We start from the raw sequence: 22,061 nt of genomic DNA on the forward strand, positions 1-22,061 counted from the left end.
GTTCAGCCGAACCCGGTCGGCAGCGGAAACCTCAAATGTGACACCTGTGCGCATGCAGGACCGTCGCATATTCATGCGAAAATTGGAATCCTAAATCGGACTCCTTTGTCTCGATCAAACCACTAGCGGGCCGTTACAGGCGGCAGGAACCGCTCCGACAGACTGCCAACGCCGCTGCTGCAAGCAGAATTGTAATTCTCAACTATAAAGTTTCATCAACGGCAAGCAAACATAGGAGAATACATTATTATTAGCCAATCAGGCCGTCAGCAACTTGATGGAGCGAATACTCCGCCGGCTGCCGCGGGCAAACCTGCACACCCGTCCCCACGGACACCTCGGCCTTGCCAGATGGAAGTTACCTTTTACCGGGGATTATCCTTAATTTTCATTGATTTATTCAGACATGCCGAAACAGGCCATGTCTGTTGAGACGGCATTAACTCTGCTGGACGATCAACGCCAATACGCCATCCACGAGTCCTCAGAATTTACCGGAACTTTCCATTCTCGGTTTAGCACTCGAGATAACGGGCCTTTCGCCAAGTAAAGGGATAGCAATGAGAAATAGAACAGCTTCGGCACTCCGCGCGGTGCAAATGCCCGCGACGGATGTCAGCTTCACGCTGGAAGCTGCTCGCAGCCAGGTCGAAAAGCGCTTTCTCGAAGGCGGTGCGGCGCTGTTTTCCATTCAGGAAGCCCTGAACAAGCTTTTGGCATCGCTGGAGCACGCAACGAAGGCGCGGGAGAGCGAGAGCGGTAGCAACGCTGCGGAGGACCTCCTGCAGACGGTCAATACGCTGCAGAAGTTGCCTGACATGGAAATGACGCGCCAGCAGCATTTTGCCGTCCTTTCCGACACCGGCGAGAAATTGCGCACGCATGTGTCCGACATGCAGGAGACCATGCGCTATCTCCGCACCTTCGCCATCACGGTGAAGATCACCGGAGCCGGTGTCCCCGAATTCGCTGGCTTCGCCCAGGAAATCCTCGAGCGCATCCATTCCGGCACCGATGAAGTCAACAGCTTCGGCAATCAGCTCAATGCACTCGAGAAGGACCTCAGACTTGCCATGGCTTCGGGCACGGCGACATCGAAGGCCTATGACGCGACGGCGCCACGCGTGATCGATGCGCTCGAAAGAGATGCGAAGACCATCAACGCCCATCGCAAGGACCTTGCTACGATCGCAAGCCAGGTCGGCGCTATCGCCAAGAGCATCCAGGATAAGGTGACGACGACGTTGTCGGCGCTGCATATCGGCGATCTCACCCGGCAGCGTATCGAACACGTCGAAGCCTCATTCGCACTCCTCCAGAAATTGCTTGACGGCGACGACGGGCGCAAGCTCAGCGCGGATGCGCGCCAGCGGCTGGAAAATGTCGTCCATCATCTCACCGCCGCGCAGATGCGAGCAGCAGCCGAGGATTTCGGGCGAAGCGCCCACGACATCGTGAAAACGATCGCAAGCTTCAGCGAGGACACGCAGGAGATTCTGAGGCTTCAAGACGAGATGCCGCACACGGGTGCGGTCAGCAAGCTCACCCAAACGCTCAGGGAAAGCATGTCGATCGCCCTTGACATCGTCAAGCAGGTCGAAATGGGGCACGTCCGGGCAGATGGGATCAATCGGTCAACGCTCAACACCGCATCCAGCCTGTTGAAGAGCGTCGAGACCATTCGAGTGGTGAAGACCGATATCCACTACATGGCGCTGAACACCAATCTTCGCTGTAGCAAAATGGGTGAGGCAGGTCGGTCCATCAATGTCGTCACCGCGGAACTGCGCATCTTTGCCGCGAAGCTCGATGATTCGGCAGACGCCATCGTCATCGGGCTGAAGGCCCTCGAGGAGACCGCCGGCAATGCCGCTTCGTCGAAGGATGAAAATGCGCATCGGCTGGACGAACGCCTGAACGCCGCAGCGGACAACATCCGAACGGACGCAGACGTCATGGACGGCGAACTGAAGGTTCTTTCCGAGCACGGTCGCGAGGCGGCAACAAAGATGTCGCTATCCCTCGGCCAACTCGATTTCCAGCATGGTCTTGGGGAAACTCTGACAGAGTGCGCCGACGCGCTAAACGATATGGCAGGTCCCTACCCGGCCGATGTCTCCGATCTCGGCGACATCTTCGGGCCGCTCGAGGCCCGGATATTTAGTCTCTACACCGCATCGCGGGAGCGCGAGGTACATCGCAACATCCTCCCCGCTCCGATCGCCGCCTCTCCGGCAGCCTTGAAGCCCGCAAAGAAGACCCGCGCCGCTCCTGTCCTTCGCCGGGCTTAGAGCAGTTCCAGCAAAAGTGCGCAGCGGTTTTGCATCCGGAATGCGTAAAAACAAAAAGTTAGAGCGTTTTCGCGATTCGAAGAAAAGCGGAAATCCTCTAAGCAATGCCTGTCATTTAGCCGGGTGATATTTATTGGCGGCGTCGATAGCGGTCTTCTGCTGATCGTCCTCGATGCCGAGGTAGAAATCCTCGAGCTCGGGATCCTTGAGGCCCGCCCGCCGCGAGATGACATACCAGGTCGCGGCCTCGATCGGTTGCTGCGTCGTCCCGATTGCATTGATGTAGAGATGGGCAAGCTTGTTCTGCGCAACGACGTTGCCGCGATAGGCAGCGACCTTCATCCAGTTGAAGCCGCCTTGCAGATCGACAGGCCCGCCGGTGCCGCTGATCAACCAGAGGCCCATGTCTAGCTGCGCGGTGTCGAAGCCGGCGTTTGCGGCCCTTGCGAGCCACATGCGGGCCTGCGCCTTTTTCTCCGGCGCCACATCCGGAAGACCTATATAGAGCTGCGACAACGCATATTGGGCATCCGCGATGCCCTGCTCCGCCGATTTCTCGTAGTACGGCAAAGCCAGTTCCAACCCCTTCGCACCGGGATTATCCGCCGTCAGGCTCTGGCCCCAATTGAATTGCGCCGACGGCTGGCCCGCATCGGCAGCCTTCTTCATCCAGACATCTGCCGCCTTGCGGTCACGCGGCACATCGCGGCCCTCGATCAGGATCAGGGCATATTTGAACATCGAGGTGGCATCGCCCCCCTCGGCAGCCTTGCTGTACCAGAAGGCGGCGTTCTTCGTATCGCGTCTGACGCCCAGACCCTGCGCCAGCAATTCCGCGATCATCGTCTGTGCGGCCGGATCGCCAAGCTGCGCACGCGGCAGCGCCTTCTGGAATGCCGTTAGATAAAAGCCGCGCTGAAACGCGCCATAGGCTTCGTCGATCGGCCCCGTATAGGGCTTTTCCGGGGGCAGTGGAGGCAGATCCGCGCCCATCCGATCAAACAGGCTGACGCCCGACGACGGTTTGACGTCATCCGCGGCAGCAGGAGGTTTTGCGGGCGCGGTTGTCTCTCCCTTGTGAAAGACCTCGGGCTTCGGCTCTCCCGAGGGCTCGATATGCTCGGTGCGGAAGGCGCCGACATCGGGAGAGGTCGTTGTCCCGTCGGCCGATTGCGCCTTTGCCATCGACGGCAAGGCTGCTAGCCCGGCAACGAGCGCGACAAGGACAGAGCGAGTACGGTAGCGGAGCAAAAGCGACATGGAATGCTATCAATCTTCAAACCGTGGCGCTTTTTCGTCAAGAAGTGCATTGACCTCGGTGACCCTGGCGGTAACCGCCGTTGGATCGGCGAAAATCGCTTCGCGCAATGCCACGAATTCGACGCCCGCGAGCGCGACGTCCACCACCGAGCTCGGATCGGTGCCGCCCATGACGACGCAGGGAATTTCGATCATCGAGGCCCACCATTCGCCAAGGGCGATATTCTTCGGATGCGCTTCCGGTTTGATGTCGCCCTCAAGCTTGCCGAAGAAAATATAGTCGGGCCGCAGCTCGCCGACTTCGAGCGCACCGTGCCTGTCGGTGGCGCTGCCGCCGCCGACGATCATCTTCGGAACATGGTTCTCCACGGCCTCGGCAAATTCCGGTAGTTTTCCGGCGATGTGCAATCCATCCGCCTTGACCCGGCCGGCCACGCGACTGTCCCCGGAAATCAGCGCTGCAGCCCCGGCTTCCTGCACCAGCGGCACGATCTTCTCCGCGTGTTTCTGAAAGCTGGCGTCGTCGAGCCCGTATTGCGGAATGATCACCGAGGCGACATCGCCGCCCTTGAGGGCATCGGCGACCATCGCCGCTTGACTGCTGGCATCCGCAATATCTGGCACGATCAGGACGAGGCGGCAGCGGTTTTCAGCGATGGTCATGACAAGCTTCCGGTTTCTGCGATGTCCAGCCACAAGTGGCGGCGCGCGCTATGCTGACCTGTGAGTAATTCCGTTGGCACCGGCTGACAAGAGCGGACGCCACGAAAACGAAGGCACATCTGCTCGCAACCGGCCTCACCGCGATCGGATTGGCGCGAATTCACGCGCAATGGATCAATTCTTACTGGCATCGCTGCGCTGCACAAATCACTTGCCGCAAATATGTCTTTGACGTAACTTTCGCCCATGTCGAACACGGATCCCTTCGCCGCGATTTCCGACCGTAACCGCCGGCATCTGCTGGAGGAACTCCGGCGCGCGCCGAAGACGGTAAACGAGCTGGCGCAAGGCCTGCCGATCAGCCGCCCGGCAGTGTCGCAACATTTGAAGGCGCTCCTCGACAGCAACCTTGTTTCGGTGACCTCGGAAGGCACGAAACGCATCTACACCGTCAACAACAGCGGCTTCGACAAACTCAATCTGTGGCTGGATCAGTTCTGGGCCTGAATAGGCGGAATGGCTGGAAGTCAGTTTGGTTGAGTTTGCGCCAACCCCCACACCTCACACTTGAAGTTGGCGCTCAGTCTCAATTTCTGTTGGATCACCGCATTCCCGGAAAATTGGGCTCTCTTGCCCTTTTTAATAGCTTTGCCGCGAACCTGTGCGCGGTGACCATCTCAACATCTCAAATCAGTGCACTGATATCGTCAGTTTCTGGATCTGGTCTTTGATCCGGAGCTTCATGCGTTTGATGTCCGCAATCTCACGGTCATCAATAGAAGGCGACGCCATCGCAAAATGCAATTTCTCCTCTAAGGCGATATGCTTTTTCTGGAGTGATTCAAGATGAGCTTGAACAGTCATTTTTGACCCTTCCTTCCTCTTGCCTTCCCCAGCCATCCATCGCTGGAGTTCTAGGCACTAACGTCATCAGTGTGTCATAATATCCCGCCGTTGTCGAAGGCGAAAACATGACTTGTCCGAGGCAAATTCGTGATCAAGGATAACTTCCCGTTACCACTATTTGGTGATAGGAGCTTGCGGAATTCATCGGCTGGGCGGACACGAATCCGTGGGCGTTATTGGGGATTGTGACATGCCGGATCAGGAACAGGCGGAAGTCAGGCTCATCGTGGCGCGGCTGCGCCAGGAGCATGAAGACTTCGACGTCGCCATAAATGCCATGATCCAGACCGGCTGCGACCAGTTGCGCGTTCAGCGCATGAAGAAGAAGAAGCTCGTCATCAAGGACAGGCTCAGCAAACTGGAAGATCAGATCATTCCTGACATCATTGCTTGAGAGGCCCGGCTTTATTGATTGAGAGGACGCACGCCGCCATGACAGAGAGACCGCCTGTAGCCATCATCATGGGCAGCCAGTCCGACTGGGAGACGATGAAGAACGCCGCCGATACGCTGGAAGCCTTGGAGATCAGCTATGACGCGCGCATAATCTCGGCACACCGCACGCCGGACAGGCTCGTGGCCTTCGCCAAGAGCGCCCGCGACGAAGGCTTCAAGGTGATCATCGCCGGCGCGGGTGGCGCCGCCCACCTCCCCGGCATGGCCGCCGCGATGACCCCGCTTCCGGTGTTTGGCGTTCCCGTTCAATCGAAGGCTCTTTCGGGCCAGGACAGTCTTCTCTCTATAGTGCAGATGCCGGCTGGTATTCCGGTCGGGACACTGGCGATCGGCAAGGCCGGCGCCATCAACGCAGCCCTTCTCGCGGCCGCCGTTCTCGCGCTTTATGACGAAGACATCGCCGAGCGGCTTGACAACTGGCGCGCCGGCCAGAGCGCTGCGGTCGCCGAATATCCGATGGATAACCTATGACCGCCAAGACGATCGGCATCATCGGTGGCGGCCAGCTCGGCCGCATGCTCGCCATGGCAGCGGCACGACTGGGCTTCCGCACTGTCATCCTCGAACCGCAGGCCGATTGCCCGGCGGCCCAGGTCGCGGATCGCCAGATCGTAGCCGCCTACGATGATCCAGCCGGGCTGGCAAAGCTGGCTGCTGCATCGGACGTTGTAACCTACGAATTTGAGAATGTGCCTGTCGAGGCAGCCGAGCGGCTCGCAACGGAGGTGCCCGTCTATCCGCCACCGCGCGCGCTGGAAATGGCGCAGGATCGCCTGACCGAAAAACGTTTCCTCAGCGACTGCGGAATCCAGACCGCCCGCTATCACGCGATCGACAGCCAGGCCGACCTAGAGGCAGCCTTGACTGATTTCGGCGGCCAGGGCGTCCTGAAGACGCGGCGGCTCGGTTACGACGGCAAAGGCCAGCGCGTCTTTCGCTCGGTGGACGACAACTCTGCCGACAGCTATGCAGACCTCGGCAGCGTTCCGCTCATTCTCGAAAGCTTCATCCCCTTCGTCCGCGAGATTTCGATCATAGCCGCCAGGAGTGCGGATGGTATGGTTGCCTGCTACGATCCCGCCGAGAACGTTCACCGTGCCGGAATTCTCCACACATCCACGTTGCCGGCCAAGCTGTCCTCGGACGCCGCCCAGGCAGCACGCAGCGCCGCCGAAAAACTGCTCGCCGCGCTCGACTACGTCGGCGTCATCGGCATCGAATTCTTCGTATTGGCCGACGGCAGCCTGATCGCCAACGAAATGGCGCCACGCGTCCACAATTCCGGCCACTGGACCGAGGCGGCCTGCGTTGTCTCGCAATTCGAGCAGCATATCCGCGCCGTTTCCGGCCTGCCGCTCGGAAATCCTGCACGCCACTCGGATTGCGTCATGCAGAATCTGATCGGCGATGACATATTATCGGTGCCGGACTGGCTGAAACGTGACAATGTGCTCGTGCATCTCTATGGAAAGACCGAGGCGAGACCCGGTCGCAAGATGGGCCATGTGACGCAGCTTCTCTAGGGCGGGAGCAAGGGTTATGCCCGGGAAAAAGCCCTGTTAGCCGGTTGACATGGCCAGAGCGACACGGTATTTGCTCCCCACCCTAAAAGAGCGCGCCGTGAGCGCGCTTTTGATTGTTAAAAGATACGGGCGAATGAGACATTCCCCCTAAACACCGCGGATCAAAAAAATGAAGATCAAGAATTCGCTGAAGTCGCTCAAGGCTCGCCACCGTGACAACCGTCTGGTTCGCCGCAAGGGCCGCGTCTACATCATCAACAAGCTGAACCCGCGCTACAAGGCTCGTCAGGGCTGATCAGCCGCTGATGACTTCCCCCGTACGCCTTGGCTTTCGGGCTGGTGCACGGGGTGCCCGGCCTGCGGCCGCTTGGGTATCACGTCAAATTTGCTTGGATCTTCAGTGCTGGCGGGCTATCATGCCCGCCATGCGCTTTTTTGCTTTGTCACGCTCGGCCCTGCCGATAATCCTGCTGCTGATTTCCGCAGCCCCGCATCAGGCCATGGCCGCCGATCCGGCAACTGTCGAGCAGAAGGACCCCGACGCCTCCCCCAAGCAGAGGCTCGATGATCTCTTCCTCGCTCTGAAACGCCAGCGTGATCCGGATCAGGCGAAGATGATTGCCGACCAAATCCGCGTGGAGTGGGCCGATTCGGGCAGCGCCACCATCAATCTCCTGATGCAATGGGCGACAAAGGCCGTCGCCGAAAAGCGCAACGCCGCCGCTCTCGATTTCTTCGACCAGGTGATCGCGCTGAAGCCGGACTATGTCGAAGGCTGGAACCAGCGGGCGACGCTGAACTATACGATGGGCGACTACGCAAGATCGATGGCCGACATCAACCAGGTGCTGAGGATAGAACCCCGGCACTTCGGCGCACTCGCCGGCATGGCTGCAATCCTCGGCGAAACCGGCAAGGGCGAGCTGGCGTTGAAGGCCTGGGAACGTTTCCTCGAGATCTATCCCGCCGACAAAGCAGCACAGGACCAGGTCAACACGCTATCCGAAAAACTGGCCGGCAGCCCGACCTGAGGGCACGAACCAAACCGCGCTGGCCTGCGCATAGATAGAAAATAAACGCCTCTCTCGACACGTCATCCGCCTCGCACATGCGTTTACCGCACATGATCGCTGTCCTATTCATTATCCTTTTGCTCATCGCCGTCGCCATCGGCTACTCCACCTATAAGGCGCGCGCCATCGAGCAGGCCTTTCCGAACGTCGGAGAGCTGACTGACGTCGGCGGATTCCGCATGAATGCGGTGCATCTGCTGCGCCCGCGGGGTGCCGATCTTCCGCCGCTGGTCTTCATCCATGGCGCCAGCGGAAATTTGCGAGACCAGCTGGAGGCCTTCGAGGGGCCCTTGCGGCGCCGGGCCGAAATGCTGTTCGTCGACCGCCCCGGCCACGGCTATTCCGAACGCGGTGGACCGGAAAATGCGTTTCCCTCCGGCCAGGCTGACGCGATCGCGCGACTGATGGACAGGCGCGGCATAGCGAATGCCATCATTGTAGGCCATTCCTTCGGCGGCGCGATCGCCGCCGCCTTTGCTCTTCGCCATCCGCAAAGGACCGTCGGCCTGCTCTTTCTTGCCCCGGCGACCCATCCCTGGCCCGGCGGCATCGACTGGTACTACACGCTTGCGGCAATGCCGGTCATTGGCTGGTTGTTCTCCCATGCCTTCGTCATCCCGGCCGGGCTCCGCCGCCTGGAGCAAGGAACGATCGGCGTCTTCCGTCCAAACGCACGGCCGGCCGGATATGTCGAAAAGACAGCCCCTGCCCTGGTGCTGCGGCCCCACACCTTCCGCAACAATGCCGCCGACGTCGCCAACCTGCTGGATTATGTGAAGACGGAAGCACCGCGATACCGCGAAATCACGGCGCCGACCGTCATCATCACCGGTGACAGCGACGACATCGTGCTCGAGGAATTGCACTCCCGCGGCCTCGCCCGCGATATTGCCGGAGCCGAGCTCGTCACCATCCACAATCTCGGTCACAAACCGGAATACATCGCAACCGACGTCGCGATCGCCGCCCTTGAGCGACTGGCGGGCAGTCCGCGCGACCTCCAGCATATTGCCCGAGACGCCGAGGAGCGTATCGCCGGCATCCTGCCGGCGACCTGAAGGCAGGCGTCGCGGATCGTCGACTAAGCCGCGAGCCGCAAACCTCCATCGCAGACGATCGTATGCCCCGTCATGAAGCCGTTCGAGATCAGGAATGTGATTGCCTTGGCGACATCGTCAGCCTGACCCACCCGACCGACCGGCGTCTTTGCTGCATACTCGGCAAACACGCCCTTCTTCTGATCCTCCGGCAGGAAGTCCCACCACGGCGTATCGATTACACCAGGCGAGACGCAGTTCACCCGCATCGGCTTTAGCTCGACCGCAAGCACCGGCACAAGCGCCTCGATTGCCGCATTTGCCGCCGCCAGACCGGCCGTGCCTGGAAAGGCGGCTTGCGCCGAGACCGCCGAAACGAAGGTGATGCTTCCGTCCCCAGGCAGGAATGGCAGCGCCGTCTGCGCCGTCGCGAAATGCGGAAAGACCTTCTGCTCGAAGCCGCCACGAACCTCCGCCACTTCGACGCTTGCGAACGGCCCGCCACCCCTTGCGCCGCTGAGTGCGAGGACGAGATGATCGAAGCTGCCGATCTCCGCAAAGCCGCTGCGGAGGCTTTTCGAATCGGCGCCGTCCATGACGATTGCTTGAGCCGCGCCTGCCAGCGAGTCATTTGCGGATCTCAGCCTCGCCGGATCCCGGCCGGTAATAGTGACCTTGAAACCAAGCCCGATGAGTCGGCCTGCGGTGGCAAGACCTACGCCCGATGATCCGCCGACGATGACCACGTGTTGCAATGACATGATTGCTGTCCTTTGAATGAATGTGAAAACCACGTGCGGAACCCAGTTTTCCTGGCCGCACGTCCCCAATTTGCACAGGGGGAAAACCGCAAACAGTTCTGCTTTTATCCTAGCATCAATCCTGATAGGATACCCGTATGAGCGAGAACTTGGCCACCATCGAAGCCCGTCGTCGAGAATCGGGAGATTTCCTGCGGTCGCGGCGCGAAAGACTGGCACCCGCAAGCGTCGGCCTGCCGGAAGGCTACCGTCGGCGAACCCCGGGACTTCGACGCGAGGAGGTTGCCATGCTCGCAGGCGTTGGGACCACCTGGTATACGTGGCTCGAACAAGGTCGCGACGTGAGGCCTTCCGCTGAGGTGTTGACGGCATTGGCCGATACCTTGCGGCTGGACACGGCGGAGCGACGCCACCTCTTCATCCTCAACGATCGCCCGCCGCCCGAGACCGCAGCAACCGACCCAGGCCGAGTATGCGAACCGCTGCAGAGGATGCTGGCGAGCCTCACGCAGCAGCCGGCCTATGTCGTCGGCAAGCGCTGGGATGTACTGGCGTGGAACCGCGCCGCGGCGATGCTCTTCGGCGACTACGGCAAACTGCAAGGCGACGAGCGCAACATCATGCATCTCGTCTTCGCCAACGAGGAACACCGGAAACTACTGGTCGATTGGGAAACGGTCGCCCGGATGTCGCTGGCGATGTTTCGCTCCGACAACGCTCGCTACGCAGGCGATCCGGATTTCGAACGTCTCGTCTCGACGCTGAAGAAGGCAAGTCCCGAATTTCGCGAATGGTGGCAACGCCATGAAGTCCTTCGCCCGCTGACCGGCCACAAACGCATTCGACACCCTGAACAGGGGTTGATGTCGTTCGAGCACACCAGCCTTTCTGTGACGGACCAGCCGGACATGAAGTTGGTGGTCTATACCCCTGTCGAAACGGATGGAACCATCGGCAAGCTTGCGGAACTGCTCGGCCAGGCAAGCCCCAGGGAAGCCCCGCCATGGGGCCAACCCTGGACACCATCGCAAAATTTGGAGCCGTGACGACGTCGCCGGTACGAAGCCCAAACCCATCGGACGCGCCCAATTTCAGAGGCTTTGAGCAGACATGCCGCTCACGGCCTCGAACGGAGCACGGCTGTATTCTCCGAGCGACTGGCGTACCGCCTGCAGCATGATGGTCGCCAGCCTTTCCGTCGCGGGGCTCTGCTCAGCCTCTGCCCGGTGCAGGACCAGATCAAGCTTCGGCAGCGGCGGCAGGCCGGCTTCCCCCGATGACATGGGCCTGACCCTGTCCGGCAGGCCGAGCGGCGTGCGAATGGTGATCCCGAGGCCGGCAGCCGTTGCTGCCCACAATCCGCCAAGGCTCGGACTGACGAAGGCTACTCGCCAGGCGATCCCCGCATGATCGAGCGCCCTGGTTGCGGCAGTCCGCAACAGGCACGGCATCTCCAGCGTTACGAGCGGCATCGGCTCGCTGCTACTCGCATTCCAGTCCACTCGCTCCGATGTAGGCGCCACCCAGCACATCGGCACCTCACCGATACGTTCGCAATGCGCTGTTCTGACGCCGTCGCTCCAGGCGAGCGCCAGATCCAGCCGGCCCGACGTCACGCGCTCGACGAGTTCCGCGTTGCGCACCACGCGCGCTTCGATCCGCACTTTCGGATGCGCCCGGGCAAAGCGCCCCAGCACCTCCGGCAACAGCCGTTCCCCGAAATCTTCCTGAAGGCCAAGGCGGACCCAGCCCTCCAGTTCGACGCCCTGGACCGCCGCTGCCGCCTCATCATTGAGCTCGAGCAGCCGGCGGGCATACCCGAGCATGGTCTCGCCGGCCTCGGTCAAGGCCAGCCCGCGACCTGCCTTCCGGAAGATCGGCGTTCCCGCTTGGTCCTCCAGCTTCTTGATCTGCGAGCTGACGGCAGAGGTAGAGCGGCCGACACGATCCGCAGCTTTGGCGAAGCTCCCAAGCTCCATTCCAACGACAAAACTCCGAAGCACATCAAGATCGAAGACAACGCGGCCCATGAAAACAGTCCGTATTTTTGGGACGGTTCGTCCACTATTATCTTATTTTCAGGATGATGATGACGTGGGATAGTCCGATCGTCAAGTTTTTGACGCGCCAACATAGGAGGCAGTCGTGCCCGTTACCCGCATTTCACTTCTCCGTGGCAAGTCGCCCGAATATCTGAAGGCACTGTCAGACAATTTCCATCGGGCGATGGTCGAGGTCTTCGACGTGCCCGAGGCCGATCGCTTTCAGGTGATTCATCAGCTTGAGCCGGGCGAACTCGTCTTCGATCGCAATTATTTCGGCGGCCCGCGTTCCGATGATTTCGTCTTCTTCGACGTCACCATCGGCAAGCCGCGCAGCGCCGAGGTCAAGAAGGAATTCTACCGCCGCATCGTAGCGCTTCTTGCCGACGCACCCGGCGTCCGACCTGAGGATGTCATGGTGGTCGTGACCACGACGCAGCGCGAGGACTGGTCGTTCAGCAACGGCCGCGCCCAGATGACCGAGCCGGCGTAAATCGATGAGCGGAGACTGGAAAATGAAACGGATCCACCGCGCCGGCGAAGCCACCCGACAATCCCCTGACGGCATCGCCAGCAAGTTATTCTGGGTCGAAATGCTCGCCGAGGGAGCAGGCGACAGCGAGCTCGGCGCCATGCGCGCAACGCTCGAACCCGGCACGGTGACGCGCTGGCACACCCACCCACGCGGGCAGATCCTTTATGCTCTGTCCGGTGTTGGACTGGCACAGCGCGACGGCGGCGAGATCGAGGAATTGCGGGCGGGAGACTGCATCACATTTGCGGCCGACGAGCGGCATTGGCACGGCTCTGCGCCGACCTCCACCTTCGCCTATATCAGCATTCAGGGCGCCCGAGACGGCAGTGCGGTGACGTGGCTCGAACCGGTCAACCGGAACCGACAGGAGGAAATATCATGATCGCGATGCAATACAGCTTCACTCTACCGGCGGACTACGACATGTCGATCATCGATCGTCGTATCGACGACAAGGGCCCGTTGCTCGATAATTTTCCGGGCCTCAAGTTCAAGGCATACCTGACCGCGAGGATAGGCGACACGACAACGGCAAGCCGGGAAAATCTCTACGCCCCTTTCTATGTCTGGGAAAAGGAAGCGGGCTTGAACGACTTCGTCTGCGGACCGGGTTTCGCCGCCGTCGCCGGCTCCTTCGGCCGCCCTCGGATCAGGACCTGGATCGCCTGGCAGACCGCCATCTCCACTCATATCAACGCCGCACGGTTCGCGACACGTGAGCTATTCGACATTGCGCCATACGACCCGCTGGACGAAATGCGAAAGCGCGAAAGTGAGGCGGTTGCGCAGGATGTGCAGGCCGGTGGCGCGCTGGCATCTGTGGCGGCATTCGAGCCGACCAGCTGGACCCGCGTGCGCTTCAGGCTTTGGGATGAACTCCCAGGCACCGCGTTGGCGGCAGGACCTCTCGCCTATCGGATAGGGCACCTGTCACTGCCCCAAAGCGTCTGAACGAGCGCGGGGAAAATTGGTGTCACCGGGACAAGGTCTTTCTTCCATCAGCAATCCGGGGCTTCTATGGATGGGAACATTCCAATCCTCTGCAGCAAAAGAGTGCCCCATGGTCGATATTGCAATGATCGAAGCCGCCCGCACCCGCATCGGCGGACGCGCAAAGCGGACGCCGCTTCTCTCCTCGCCATTCCTTGACGAGATTGCCGGCCGTCGCCTTTTCGTCAAGGCCGAGTGCCTGCAGCATTCGGGGTCTTTCAAGTTTCGCGGCGGCTGGTCGGCCGTCTCGGGGCTCGATCCCGCTGTCCGCGAAAAGGGCGTCATCGCATTTTCCTCCGGCAACCATGCTCAGGGTGTTGCACTTGCGGCAAGAATGCATGGCATCCCCGCGGTGATCGTCATGCCGATGGACGCCCCGAAGTTGAAGATCGACAACACACGCGCCTTCGGTGCCGAGGTTGTGCTCTACGATCGCCAGAACGAGGACCGCGACGCGATCGGCGCGGCGCTCTCGAGCGAGCGCGGCCTGACGCTGATCAAGCCATTCGACGAACCGCTTGTGATCGCCGGCCAGGGAACGACCGGGCTGGAGATCGCCGAGCAGGCGGCCGATGAAGATATCGGCGCGGCCGAGGTGCTCGTACCCTGCGGCGGTGGCGGCCTGACCGCCGGCATCGCGCTGGCGCTCGAAGCGCGCTCCCCTTCTTTCAGGGTGCGGCCTTGCGAGCCGGCGGGCTTCGACGACACGACGCGTTCCCTTGCCTCCGGAAAGATCGAGAGAAACGCCACCCTGCTCGGCTCGATCTGCGATGCCATCATCACCCCTCAGCCTGGCAACATCACCTTTCCGATCATGCAACGTCTTTGCGGTCCCGGCGTCGTCGTAACCGACCGGCAGGCCTTGGATGCCATGGCGCTCGCCTTCACGCGCCTTAAGATCGTCATCGAACCCGGCGGGGCTGTCGCCCTGGCAGCAGCGCTTTTCCACGGCAACGAGATTGTCGGGGACACGGTTATCGCTGTCGCCTCAGGGGGCAATGTCGATGCCAACGTCTTCATGGCAGCGCTTGACGGCTATCGCGATCGCTAAGTCAAAGACACAAAATTGGTTGTGCCGATGGAAATCGGCGCAACGCTGTTCCGAAGCTGGACAGCTTAGACCTGATATCCCGTGATCTTCCCGAATATCTCCAAAATCTGAAAACGATTTGATAAGTGCGACTTCCGAAAGCGGGTGGCACGTATATTAGTATTGCCTACAATATAGTAATAAACACCGCGCCGTGGGGCAAACAAACACATCGGAGATTTTGGAGCGATCTGAGGCATGAAGCCTCAGGCGGAGGAGGGAAATATGGCATTGCAACATCTGGATACTGGCGACAACAGCAACATTGATCTTGGTGACATACAGGGCGATATTCTGATCGGCCTGCAGAAAGACGCACAAGTCTTCGTCTTCTTCAAAATCGACGATATCCCGACATTCAAGAAGAAGCTGACGGCACTGCGCCCGTTGATCACCTCGACCAAGACCGTGATCGACCGCGAGCGACAGATTGGCGATGCCAAAGCCGCCAGCAATCATTCGAGGTTGCCGCTGTTCGGATGCAATGTCGGATTCACCTATCCCGGCCTCGGCAAGCTGATGGGCAATCCCAATTTCGGTGATGCCGCACCCACTCTGGATCCCTCGTTCAAGGGTGGCGCCAAGGCGAGCGCCGCGACACTGAAGGATGACACCAGCGTATGGAAGGTGCCGTTCACCAACGGCAGCATCGATGGTGTTTTCCTTGTTACCGGGCCGGGCCTTGCCGGAACCCGCGCCCATGCGGACGCCATCATCGCCGAGCTCGACGACACTGTCACCATTCTCTACGACGAACACGGCCAGACCCGCCCGCAACGCGGCCACGAACATTTCGGCTTCCTCGACGGGGTGTCGCAGCCCGGCGTTCGCGGCCTGACGAAGCGAGAGAACCCGCTCGACAAGGAGCAGGGTCTACCGGGCCAGGACCTTATCCATCCCGGCGAGTTCGTCTTCGGCTATCCGGGCCAGGTCCCACCGGTCGCCGGTGGCGGCATTACCAAGGAGACCATCGGCGATATCGTCGCGCCGCCCTTCCCTTGGATGCTGAACGGCTCCTACATGGTCTTCCGCCGGCTGGAGCAAAAGGTGCTGACGTTCCGCGATTTCGTCGAGACGGAAGCCGCGACGCTGCAAATGGATTCCGGAATGCTCGCTGCCCGCATGGTCGGCCGCTGGCCGAGCGGCGCTCCGCTATCCCTGGCACCACTGCAGGACGACCCGGCGCTCGGCGGCGACAAGATGGCAAACAACGACTTCGAGTTCGAACAGGATCCGTTCCAGCGGCGCTGTCCTTACGCTGCCCACATCCGCAAGACCTATCCCCGTGACGACCTGAATGATGCACCTGGTATACCCGCTCTTGCCGGCGAAGGTGGCGAAGCTTCCGTCCAGACCAGACGCCTGCGCCGCGCCGGCATTCCATTCGGGCCGGAAGTCTCCGATGACGACACCCTCGGCGCCGAGCAGTCGCGCGGATTGATGTTCGTCTGCTACCAGACGTCGATCGTCGAACAGTTCGAGTTCGTGCAGCAATCCTGGGCCAACAATCCCGACTTCGTCTTTGGAAAGGTCCGGCCCGGACCGGGTGGCGTCGCCGTTCACCCGGGACATGACCCGATCATCGGGCAGGCCGGTGGCCCTCGCCACATGGACGAGCCGATCCCCAACTATCCCATAGGCAGCAAGCACAAGACCATGGACATCCCACAGCAATTCATCATCTCCACGGCGGCGGGCTATTTCTTCATGCCGTCGCTCAATGCTCTGCTTTCGGGACCACTGGTTTCCTGACGTGCAATAACAGAAAGCCCGCCGTCTCGTTTGAGCCGGCGGGCTTTGCATTTGGTGGCGCTAGCGAGTGACCGGCTTAAATGCCGCTCTGCCCATCCGAGCCGATATAGGCGATCCGCAGCATGTTGGTGGCGCCGGGTGTTCCGAGCGGCACACCGGCCGAGATGATGACGCGATCGCCGGGCTTGCCGAAATCTTCATCGGCAACGATGCGGCAGGCGCGGTTGACCATGTCGTCGAGGTCGGTCGCATCATGGGTGACAACGCAGTGCATGCCCCAGACCACAGACAGGCGGCGCGCCGTCTGAACGCTCGGCGACAGCGCCAGGATCGGCACCTGTGGACGCTCGCGAGAAGCGCGCAGCCCGGTCGTTCCCGACGACGTGTAACAGACGATGGCCGCAAGCTTCAGCGTCTCGGCGATCTGTCGTGCAGCTAGCGAGATCGCATCGGCGCTGGTGGCTTCCGGCTGCGGGCGCTGGGCGTAGATGACGCCGGGATAATGCGGCTCCCGCTCGATAGTACGGGCGATCGACGCCATCATCGACACTGCTTCGACCGGATAGTCACCGGAAGCCGATTCAGCCGACAGCATGACGGCATCGGCGCCCTCAAAGACAGCGGTGGCAACGTCGGAGACTTCAGCGCGGGTCGGAACCGGCGCAGAAATCATCGATTCCAGCATCTGGGTGGCGACGACGACCGGCTTGCCCGAACGACGGCAGGCGCGGATGAGCTGCTTCTGGATGCCTGGAACGGCTTCGAGCGGCATTTCGACACCGAGGTCGCCACGGGCAACCATCAGCGCATCGGAAAGCTCGATGATTTCCTCGATATGTTCGATGGCCTGCGGCTTTTCGATCTTCGCCATGAGGCCGACGCGACCACGGACGATCTTGCGGACTTCGATGAGATCTTCAGGACGCTGAACGAAAGACAGCGCCACCCAGTCGACATCGTCAGTTGCCAGTACGGCATCGAGATCGGCCCGGTCCTTGTCCGTCAGGACGCCGGCGACCAGCAATGTGTCAGGCAGGCTGACGCCCTTGCGATCGGAAATGCTTGTACCCGCTATCACGGTAGTCACGATGCTCTTGCCATCGCACTTGTCAGCACGAAGGGCGAGCTTGCCATCGTCGATCAGCAGGCGGTCGCCCGCCTTGACCGATTCCAGAATTTCCGGATGTGGAAGGAAGACGCGGGTGCTGTCGCCGGGCGCATCGTTGTTGTCGAGCGTGAATGTCTGGCCGGGCTTCAATTCCACCTTGGTGGCGGCAAACTTGCCAACGCGAAGCTTCGGACCCTGCAAGTCGGCGAGGATGCCGATCGGCCGGCCACAGCGGGCTTCGACCGAGCGAATACGCTGGATCAGCGTGCGCATCATGTCATGGCTGGCATGGCTCATGTTGATGCGGAAAAGATCGGCGCCGGCTTCGTGCAGCTTCTGGATCATCGCCTCTTCGGAAGAGGCGGGTCCCAGCGTGGCGAGGATTTTTACTTTTCTATTGCGTTTCATTAGTTCTGGCTTTCTTGGGCTCCCGGAGTATCGGAAAGCTGAACCATCCAGCTAGCCTGACGCCCCGTGTCGTATTCCTTGAATCCCATTTTCTGGTGACCCCGGGCGTAGCAATCCTTCACGCCCGTGATCTTGAATTCATTCTCGGCCACGCACATTTCGACATCGCCCGTCCAGCGCCCCCCCCGGGCAGCGTCTTCAGCGTATAAATAGTAATATCGGGACTGCAGCGGCCCCTCGATCAACGTTGCGCACGTGGTCGCCGGAACCTGCCACCATCCCTCGGTAACCCAGCCCTCCTTGGCGCGATAACCGATCGCCACGCCCACAAGATTCTGCGTCCCATTACACACGCGAAAATCGGCAAGAGCGACATTCGGCAGGAAGAATGGCGAGGCAGCGGCAAGGGCGAAAAGGGCGAGCCGGGCAAGCGGCCGGGACCGCGAAACGAAACTAGGCGCGACTGGGCTGGACACGGCTTCCAATGGGCTCCATGGTTGATCGTTGTCTCGTCTTCTTGCGCTGCCATCCCCAGAATGTCAACGCAATGCTAATCGATTATATTGGTTTACCGGCCAGCGAAATGTTGCTGCGCCAACGGCGCCTGGCGAGCCTGAGCTTGCGCCCTCCGACGACACATGCGATCAAGCAGCGGCTGAAATGCGGCAAAACGGCAATCCCATATGAGCGATTTCAATTCTTTCGAAACGATACCCGGAGATCGTGACAAAGGCATGGTCATTCTCGGTGATCATGCGATGGCCCGGCTGCCGGAAAAATACGGTCGCCTGGGGCTGCCGGAGACCGCCTTCGCCCGCCACATCGCCTACGACATCGGTGTCGAGGGTCTTTGCCGGATGCTGGCCGAACAGCTTGGCGTCCCTGCCGTTCTCGGCGGTTTTTCTCGCCTGTTGATTGATCCGAACCGGGGCGAGGACGATCCGACACTGATCATGAAGATATCCGACGGCGCGATCATTCCGGGCAATCACCCGATCAGCGACGCGGAATGGAACCACCGTATCGAGACGTATCACCGGCCCTACCACGACGCGGTCGCAGACACGATTGCCGACGTGGCCAAGGCAACGGGCAAGGCCCCGCTGGTGTTGTCGCTGCATTCCTTCACCCCGTCCTGGAAGGGCGTGCCGCGGCCTTGGCATGCGAGCGTGCTTTGGGACACGGATCATCGCGCCGTCGCTCCGCTGCTTGAAAAGCTTCGCGCGGATAACGATTTGTTGATCGGTGACAATGAGCCCTATGACGGCGCCTTGAAGGGTGACACCCTCTATCGCCACTGCATGGTATCCGGCATACCGCATGCGCTGCTCGAAGTGCGCCAGGACCTGATCGGCGACGAAGCCGGCATCGCTGTCTGGGCCAGGCGGCTGGCGCCTATCTTCGAGGTGATGAACGCGGACCCTGCTTTGCACGAATACAAGGTGCATGCCTCGCGTACCGGCCCTTACGAGCAAGCCGGAGGAGAAACCCGATGACCACTCCCAGTAGAGAACAGCAGATCGAACTCGAGGCGGCCGCCTTCCGTAGGCTTATCATGCATCTGCGCGAGCGCAGCGACGTCCAGAATATCGACCTGATGAATCTCGCCGGCTTCTGCCGGAATTGCTTGTCCAACTGGTATCGCGAGGCCGCTGAGGAGGCTGGGCTCGAGGTCTCGAAGGACGAATCCCGTGAGATCGTCTACGGCATGCCCTATGAGATCTGGAAGAACCTGCACCAGGGCGAGGCCAGCCCTGTGCAAAAAGCCGCATTTGAGCTGAACAAGCCACAAGAATAGAACGGCGGCGAACGAAGAGGCTTGACCTCCGGCCCAGTTCGCGGCACGTCAACGGCCCATCGAATTTTTGAAATCTACGCAATCAGGAGACAATGATGTCTGATGCACATGGCGTCGCCCGCGACCAGCTTCGCGCTTTTGTCGAGCGCATCGAGCGGCTGGAAGAAGAAAAGAAAACCATCGCCGACGACATCAAGGATGTTTACGGCGAAGCCAAGGGCACCGGCTTCGACACCAAGATCCTCAAGAAGGTCATCGCACTCCGCAAGAAGGACGAGCAGGAGCGGATGGAAGAGGACGCGATCCTCGACACCTACCTTCACGCGCTCGGAATGATCGAAGCACCGCCGGAAGAATAAGCGGGGCTTTATCTGCCGACCGGCAGCCAAGCTGAAACGAAAAAACCGCCGGATCGCTCCGGCGGTTTTCATTTATATCAGCTCAATTCGATTACTGGACCGAGTTGAATTTCTTGACGGCCTGGAAATTCACGGCCGAACCGTTGAAGCGTGCCGGATCGATCGATGCGGTCTGCTGCTTGAAGCCTTCGGTATAGACGGCGGTCGGCTGGGCCCGCAGCGTCTGGCTGATAAAGCGCGGCGCCTTGACGGAACGCCCGCCGCTCGTCTCGAGGCGAGCCTTGGTCAGCGCCCACTGGGCAACCATCTTCTCCGTCAGCTTGGGCTCGGTTCGAAGCGTTGCACGTCCGGCGTCAGCAGCAGCAGCATCCTGCTTGCTCGGGCGGCCACCCTTTGTCGGGATTCCGGCTGCAACATTGCTCTCGTTGATTTCAGGCCGATCGAAAGCATCGTTGAAGCGTACGCCGGCCGTGCTCGGTGTCGGCAGGAGAGCCGCCATCTGCACCGGCGGCTTGGCCGGCTGCGGAACCTTTTGCGGCATGACAGCGTTTATGGCCTGCGCAGCATCGTTGGAAATGGTCGGCACGCTCGATTGGACATTCTGGTCGGCGCGTCGCTGCTCGAGTGCTGCGACGATCGACGGCGAAAGAGTTGCCTGATCAGCCGCGTCATCTTGCGCATCCGGGTCGGCGTCGGCCGACGCCAGCAGATTTTCCGCAACTTCCGGCCGTTCGACCGGGACCGGTACGGAAGCATCGGCCAGACGATCATCCTGGCCAGATGCCATCGGATCGGCAGCTGCCGTTTGGATTTCGGCATCGCCCGCAACGCGGCGCTGGCCAAGAAGCGATGGGACCGGAACGCTATAGGAGCTGAGATCGGCAAACTGCTGAGGCGGATTTGCACCGTTGGCAGGTAGCGCTGCTGCGAGCGCCTCCTGGCCGGGATTGGAGCCGGTCGACATCAGTGCATTCGCCACTTCGCTTCCGGCAGGCGGATTGCCGAAGGCCGGACGAACCAGCGGGATCGGCGCATTCACGCTTGCAACAAGGGTCGGCTGCTCGGCTGGTTCAGGCGCTTGCTGGGCAGGCGGAGCCTGCTTTGCAGTCGCCGGAGCCGACGTTGCCGGTGCTTCGCTATCCGAATTGTCCTCATCCTCGTCGGCACCGCCGCCGCCAAACAGCGTCGCGAAGAAGCCGCGATGCTTGGCAGGCGAAACGCTGGCAACCTGAATGTCTTCCGAAGCCATGCGGCGCTTATAGTCGGCAACAGCCTCCTGATAACCAGGCAAAGGCTTGCCGTCGGCAGGAATATGCATGGTCTTGCCGTTCGGGAACAGGCGAACCAGATCCTGGCGATCCATGCGCGGCCAAGCGCGAACGCCGCCGACATCCATGTGAACGAACGGCGAGCCTGACGTCGGATAGAAACCGACGCCGCCGACCTGCAGCTTCATGCCGATTTCGCGGAGCTTCGCCAGCTTGACGTCGGGAATGTAGAAATCCATCGCCCTGCCGAGCATATGCTGGCTCTTCTTCGCAACGCCGGTATGAGCAGTGCGGGTGCGCAGCATCTCGTTGGTATCGGGCGAACGGAAGCCGCAGACCACGTTGATGAATTCGTGCGAGCCGCTCTCCCGATAGACCTCCCAGATGAGGTCGAACAGGCGCGGATCCATTTTGGTCGGCTGATTCTTGCGCCAGTCGCGCAAAATGCGGTTCAGCTGCTCGAGGCCACGAGGGTCGAACTGGCCGTTTCGCTTATAGGTGATGACGGCTTTTTCGCCGGTGTGAACGTAATAGATCTTCAAGCTGCGGGTGTCGCCGGCCGCCTTGAGAGGCGTGCCGACAAAGACCGGAGTGGAAACGGCGGCCGCAAGCAGGCCGACAGTTACTGCCTTGGCCACCTTCCGGCATATCGCGGAGCACACAGAACTCCATATCAAGCCAAGAGGCTTGGTAGTTTCATTCAAATCCGACAACTCGATTCCCCGTCCGACAGCAAATGTC

The 22,061-nt window shown here is 60.6% G+C and carries 25 protein-coding genes; 17 read left to right on the plus strand and 8 right to left on the minus strand.

What is annotated here, in order from left to right:
- Nucleotides 1-560 precede the first annotated feature (560 nt).
- Complete coding sequence (locus CPY51_RS23390; protein WP_111162630.1) at nucleotides 561-2,291, plus strand: methyl-accepting chemotaxis protein; 1,731 nt, start codon at nucleotides 561-563, stop codon at nucleotides 2,289-2,291.
- A 111-nt stretch (nucleotides 2,292-2,402) separates the two neighbouring features.
- On the opposite strand, the gene CPY51_RS23395 is transcribed toward CPY51_RS23390, so the two are convergent.
- The gene (locus CPY51_RS23395) at nucleotides 2,403-3,551 is read right to left on the minus strand and encodes a tetratricopeptide repeat protein (RefSeq protein ID WP_111162631.1); all 1,149 of its coding nucleotides are present in this window, start codon (nucleotides 3,549-3,551) and stop codon (nucleotides 2,403-2,405) included.
- Nucleotides 3,552-3,560: 9 nt separating this feature from the next.
- A complete protein-coding gene (locus CPY51_RS23400) occupies nucleotides 3,561-4,214 on the minus strand; it encodes a thiamine phosphate synthase (RefSeq protein WP_111162632.1) in 654 nt (217 codons plus the stop codon).
- Between the two features lie 246 nt (nucleotides 4,215-4,460).
- Here CPY51_RS23400 and CPY51_RS23405 point away from each other — a divergent pair, with 246 nt between their 5' ends.
- A complete protein-coding gene (locus CPY51_RS23405) occupies nucleotides 4,461-4,721 on the plus strand; it encodes an ArsR/SmtB family transcription factor (RefSeq protein WP_111162633.1) in 261 nt (86 codons plus the stop codon).
- Between the two features lie 183 nt (nucleotides 4,722-4,904).
- On the opposite strand, the gene CPY51_RS23410 is transcribed toward CPY51_RS23405, so the two are convergent.
- Nucleotides 4,905-5,078: a YdcH family protein gene (locus tag CPY51_RS23410; protein ID WP_111162634.1), complete on the minus strand. Its 174-nt coding sequence runs from the start codon at nucleotides 5,076-5,078 to the stop codon at nucleotides 4,905-4,907.
- Between the two features lie 232 nt (nucleotides 5,079-5,310).
- Here CPY51_RS23410 and CPY51_RS23415 point away from each other — a divergent pair, with 232 nt between their 5' ends.
- From CPY51_RS23415 to CPY51_RS23440, 6 genes are all read left to right on the plus strand, one after another.
- Complete coding sequence (locus CPY51_RS23415) at nucleotides 5,311-5,514, plus strand: YdcH family protein (RefSeq protein ID WP_111162635.1); 204 nt, start codon at nucleotides 5,311-5,313, stop codon at nucleotides 5,512-5,514.
- Nucleotides 5,515-5,552: 38 nt separating this feature from the next.
- Nucleotides 5,553-6,047, plus strand: coding sequence for a 5-(carboxyamino)imidazole ribonucleotide mutase (gene purE / locus CPY51_RS23420; protein ID WP_111162636.1), 495 nt, complete (start codon nucleotides 5,553-5,555; stop codon nucleotides 6,045-6,047).
- The gene (locus CPY51_RS23425; RefSeq protein ID WP_111162637.1) at nucleotides 6,044-7,099 is read left to right on the plus strand and encodes a 5-(carboxyamino)imidazole ribonucleotide synthase; all 1,056 of its coding nucleotides are present in this window, start codon (nucleotides 6,044-6,046) and stop codon (nucleotides 7,097-7,099) included. The genes purE and CPY51_RS23425 overlap by 4 nt, the downstream gene beginning before the upstream one ends.
- A 169-nt stretch (nucleotides 7,100-7,268) precedes the next feature.
- Entirely contained in the window at nucleotides 7,269-7,394 is a 126-nt protein-coding gene (gene ykgO, locus CPY51_RS23430) for a type B 50S ribosomal protein L36 (RefSeq protein WP_111162638.1), read from the plus strand.
- A 121-nt stretch (nucleotides 7,395-7,515) separates the two neighbouring features.
- Nucleotides 7,516-8,130, plus strand: a complete 615-nt coding sequence (locus tag CPY51_RS23435; RefSeq protein ID WP_111162639.1) for a tetratricopeptide repeat protein — start codon at nucleotides 7,516-7,518, stop codon at nucleotides 8,128-8,130.
- A 92-nt stretch (nucleotides 8,131-8,222) separates the two neighbouring features.
- On the plus strand, nucleotides 8,223-9,230 hold the full coding sequence (locus CPY51_RS23440) for an alpha/beta fold hydrolase (RefSeq protein WP_111162640.1): 1,008 nt from the start codon (nucleotides 8,223-8,225) through the stop codon (nucleotides 9,228-9,230).
- Nucleotides 9,231-9,253: 23 nt separating this feature from the next.
- Here CPY51_RS23440 and CPY51_RS23445 read toward each other — a convergent pair whose 3' ends face one another.
- Complete coding sequence (locus CPY51_RS23445; protein ID WP_111162694.1) at nucleotides 9,254-9,970, minus strand: SDR family oxidoreductase; 717 nt, start codon at nucleotides 9,968-9,970, stop codon at nucleotides 9,254-9,256.
- Between the two features lie 137 nt (nucleotides 9,971-10,107).
- Here CPY51_RS23445 and CPY51_RS23450 point away from each other — a divergent pair, with 137 nt between their 5' ends.
- A complete protein-coding gene (locus CPY51_RS23450) occupies nucleotides 10,108-11,016 on the plus strand; it encodes a helix-turn-helix transcriptional regulator (RefSeq protein WP_111162641.1) in 909 nt (302 codons plus the stop codon).
- 45 nt (nucleotides 11,017-11,061) lie between these two features.
- Here CPY51_RS23450 and CPY51_RS23455 read toward each other — a convergent pair whose 3' ends face one another.
- A complete protein-coding gene (locus CPY51_RS23455; protein WP_111162642.1) occupies nucleotides 11,062-12,000 on the minus strand; it encodes a LysR substrate-binding domain-containing protein in 939 nt (312 codons plus the stop codon).
- A 115-nt stretch (nucleotides 12,001-12,115) separates the two neighbouring features.
- On the opposite strand from CPY51_RS23455, the gene CPY51_RS23460 reads away from it, so the two are divergent.
- From CPY51_RS23460 to CPY51_RS23480, 5 genes are all read left to right on the plus strand, one after another.
- Nucleotides 12,116-12,505, plus strand: coding sequence for a tautomerase family protein (locus CPY51_RS23460; protein WP_111162643.1), 390 nt, complete (start codon nucleotides 12,116-12,118; stop codon nucleotides 12,503-12,505).
- A gap of 22 nt (nucleotides 12,506-12,527) precedes the next feature.
- Entirely contained in the window at nucleotides 12,528-12,929 is a 402-nt protein-coding gene (locus CPY51_RS23465) for a cupin domain-containing protein (protein ID WP_244598766.1), read from the plus strand.
- Nucleotides 12,926-13,498 carry a DUF4865 family protein gene (locus tag CPY51_RS23470; protein ID WP_111162645.1) on the plus strand — a complete coding sequence of 191 codons (573 nt, stop codon included), beginning with the start codon at nucleotides 12,926-12,928 and terminating at the stop codon, nucleotides 13,496-13,498. The genes CPY51_RS23465 and CPY51_RS23470 overlap by 4 nt, the downstream gene beginning before the upstream one ends.
- A 109-nt stretch (nucleotides 13,499-13,607) precedes the next feature.
- Complete coding sequence (locus tag CPY51_RS23475; protein WP_111162646.1) at nucleotides 13,608-14,588, plus strand: threonine ammonia-lyase; 981 nt, start codon at nucleotides 13,608-13,610, stop codon at nucleotides 14,586-14,588.
- 264 nt (nucleotides 14,589-14,852) lie between these two features.
- Entirely contained in the window at nucleotides 14,853-16,379 is a 1,527-nt protein-coding gene (locus CPY51_RS23480) for a Dyp-type peroxidase (protein ID WP_195909612.1), read from the plus strand.
- 76 nt (nucleotides 16,380-16,455) lie between these two features.
- On the opposite strand, the gene pyk is transcribed toward CPY51_RS23480, so the two are convergent.
- Entirely contained in the window at nucleotides 16,456-17,895 is a 1,440-nt protein-coding gene (gene pyk / locus CPY51_RS23485) for a pyruvate kinase (protein ID WP_111162648.1), read from the minus strand.
- The gene (locus tag CPY51_RS23490) at nucleotides 17,895-18,380 is read right to left on the minus strand and encodes a DUF1036 domain-containing protein (protein WP_111162649.1); all 486 of its coding nucleotides are present in this window, start codon (nucleotides 18,378-18,380) and stop codon (nucleotides 17,895-17,897) included. The genes pyk and CPY51_RS23490 overlap by 1 nt, the downstream gene beginning before the upstream one ends.
- Nucleotides 18,381-18,578: 198 nt before the next feature.
- Here CPY51_RS23490 and CPY51_RS23495 point away from each other — a divergent pair, with 198 nt between their 5' ends.
- The 3 genes from CPY51_RS23495 (at nucleotide 18,579) to CPY51_RS23505 (ending at nucleotide 20,052) form a co-directional block, all read left to right on the plus strand.
- Entirely contained in the window at nucleotides 18,579-19,391 is an 813-nt protein-coding gene (locus CPY51_RS23495) for an N-formylglutamate amidohydrolase (RefSeq protein WP_111162650.1), read from the plus strand.
- The gene (locus CPY51_RS23500; RefSeq protein WP_111162651.1) at nucleotides 19,388-19,693 is read left to right on the plus strand and encodes a DUF1244 domain-containing protein; all 306 of its coding nucleotides are present in this window, start codon (nucleotides 19,388-19,390) and stop codon (nucleotides 19,691-19,693) included. The genes CPY51_RS23495 and CPY51_RS23500 overlap by 4 nt, the downstream gene beginning before the upstream one ends.
- A gap of 95 nt (nucleotides 19,694-19,788) precedes the next feature.
- Entirely contained in the window at nucleotides 19,789-20,052 is a 264-nt protein-coding gene (locus CPY51_RS23505; protein WP_111162652.1) for a DUF2312 domain-containing protein, read from the plus strand.
- Nucleotides 20,053-20,143: 91 nt separating this feature from the next.
- Here the strand turns inward: CPY51_RS23505 and CPY51_RS23510 are convergent, their stop codons facing one another.
- Nucleotides 20,144-22,033: a peptidoglycan L,D-endopeptidase MepK gene (locus CPY51_RS23510; protein WP_111162695.1), complete on the minus strand. Its 1,890-nt coding sequence runs from the start codon at nucleotides 22,031-22,033 to the stop codon at nucleotides 20,144-20,146.
- Nucleotides 22,034-22,061 lie beyond the last annotated feature (28 nt).

The organism is Arminella tubonensis, assembly GCF_003240585.1.
Classification (GTDB): domain Bacteria; phylum Pseudomonadota; class Alphaproteobacteria; order Rhizobiales; family Rhizobiaceae; genus Rhizobium; species Rhizobium tubonense.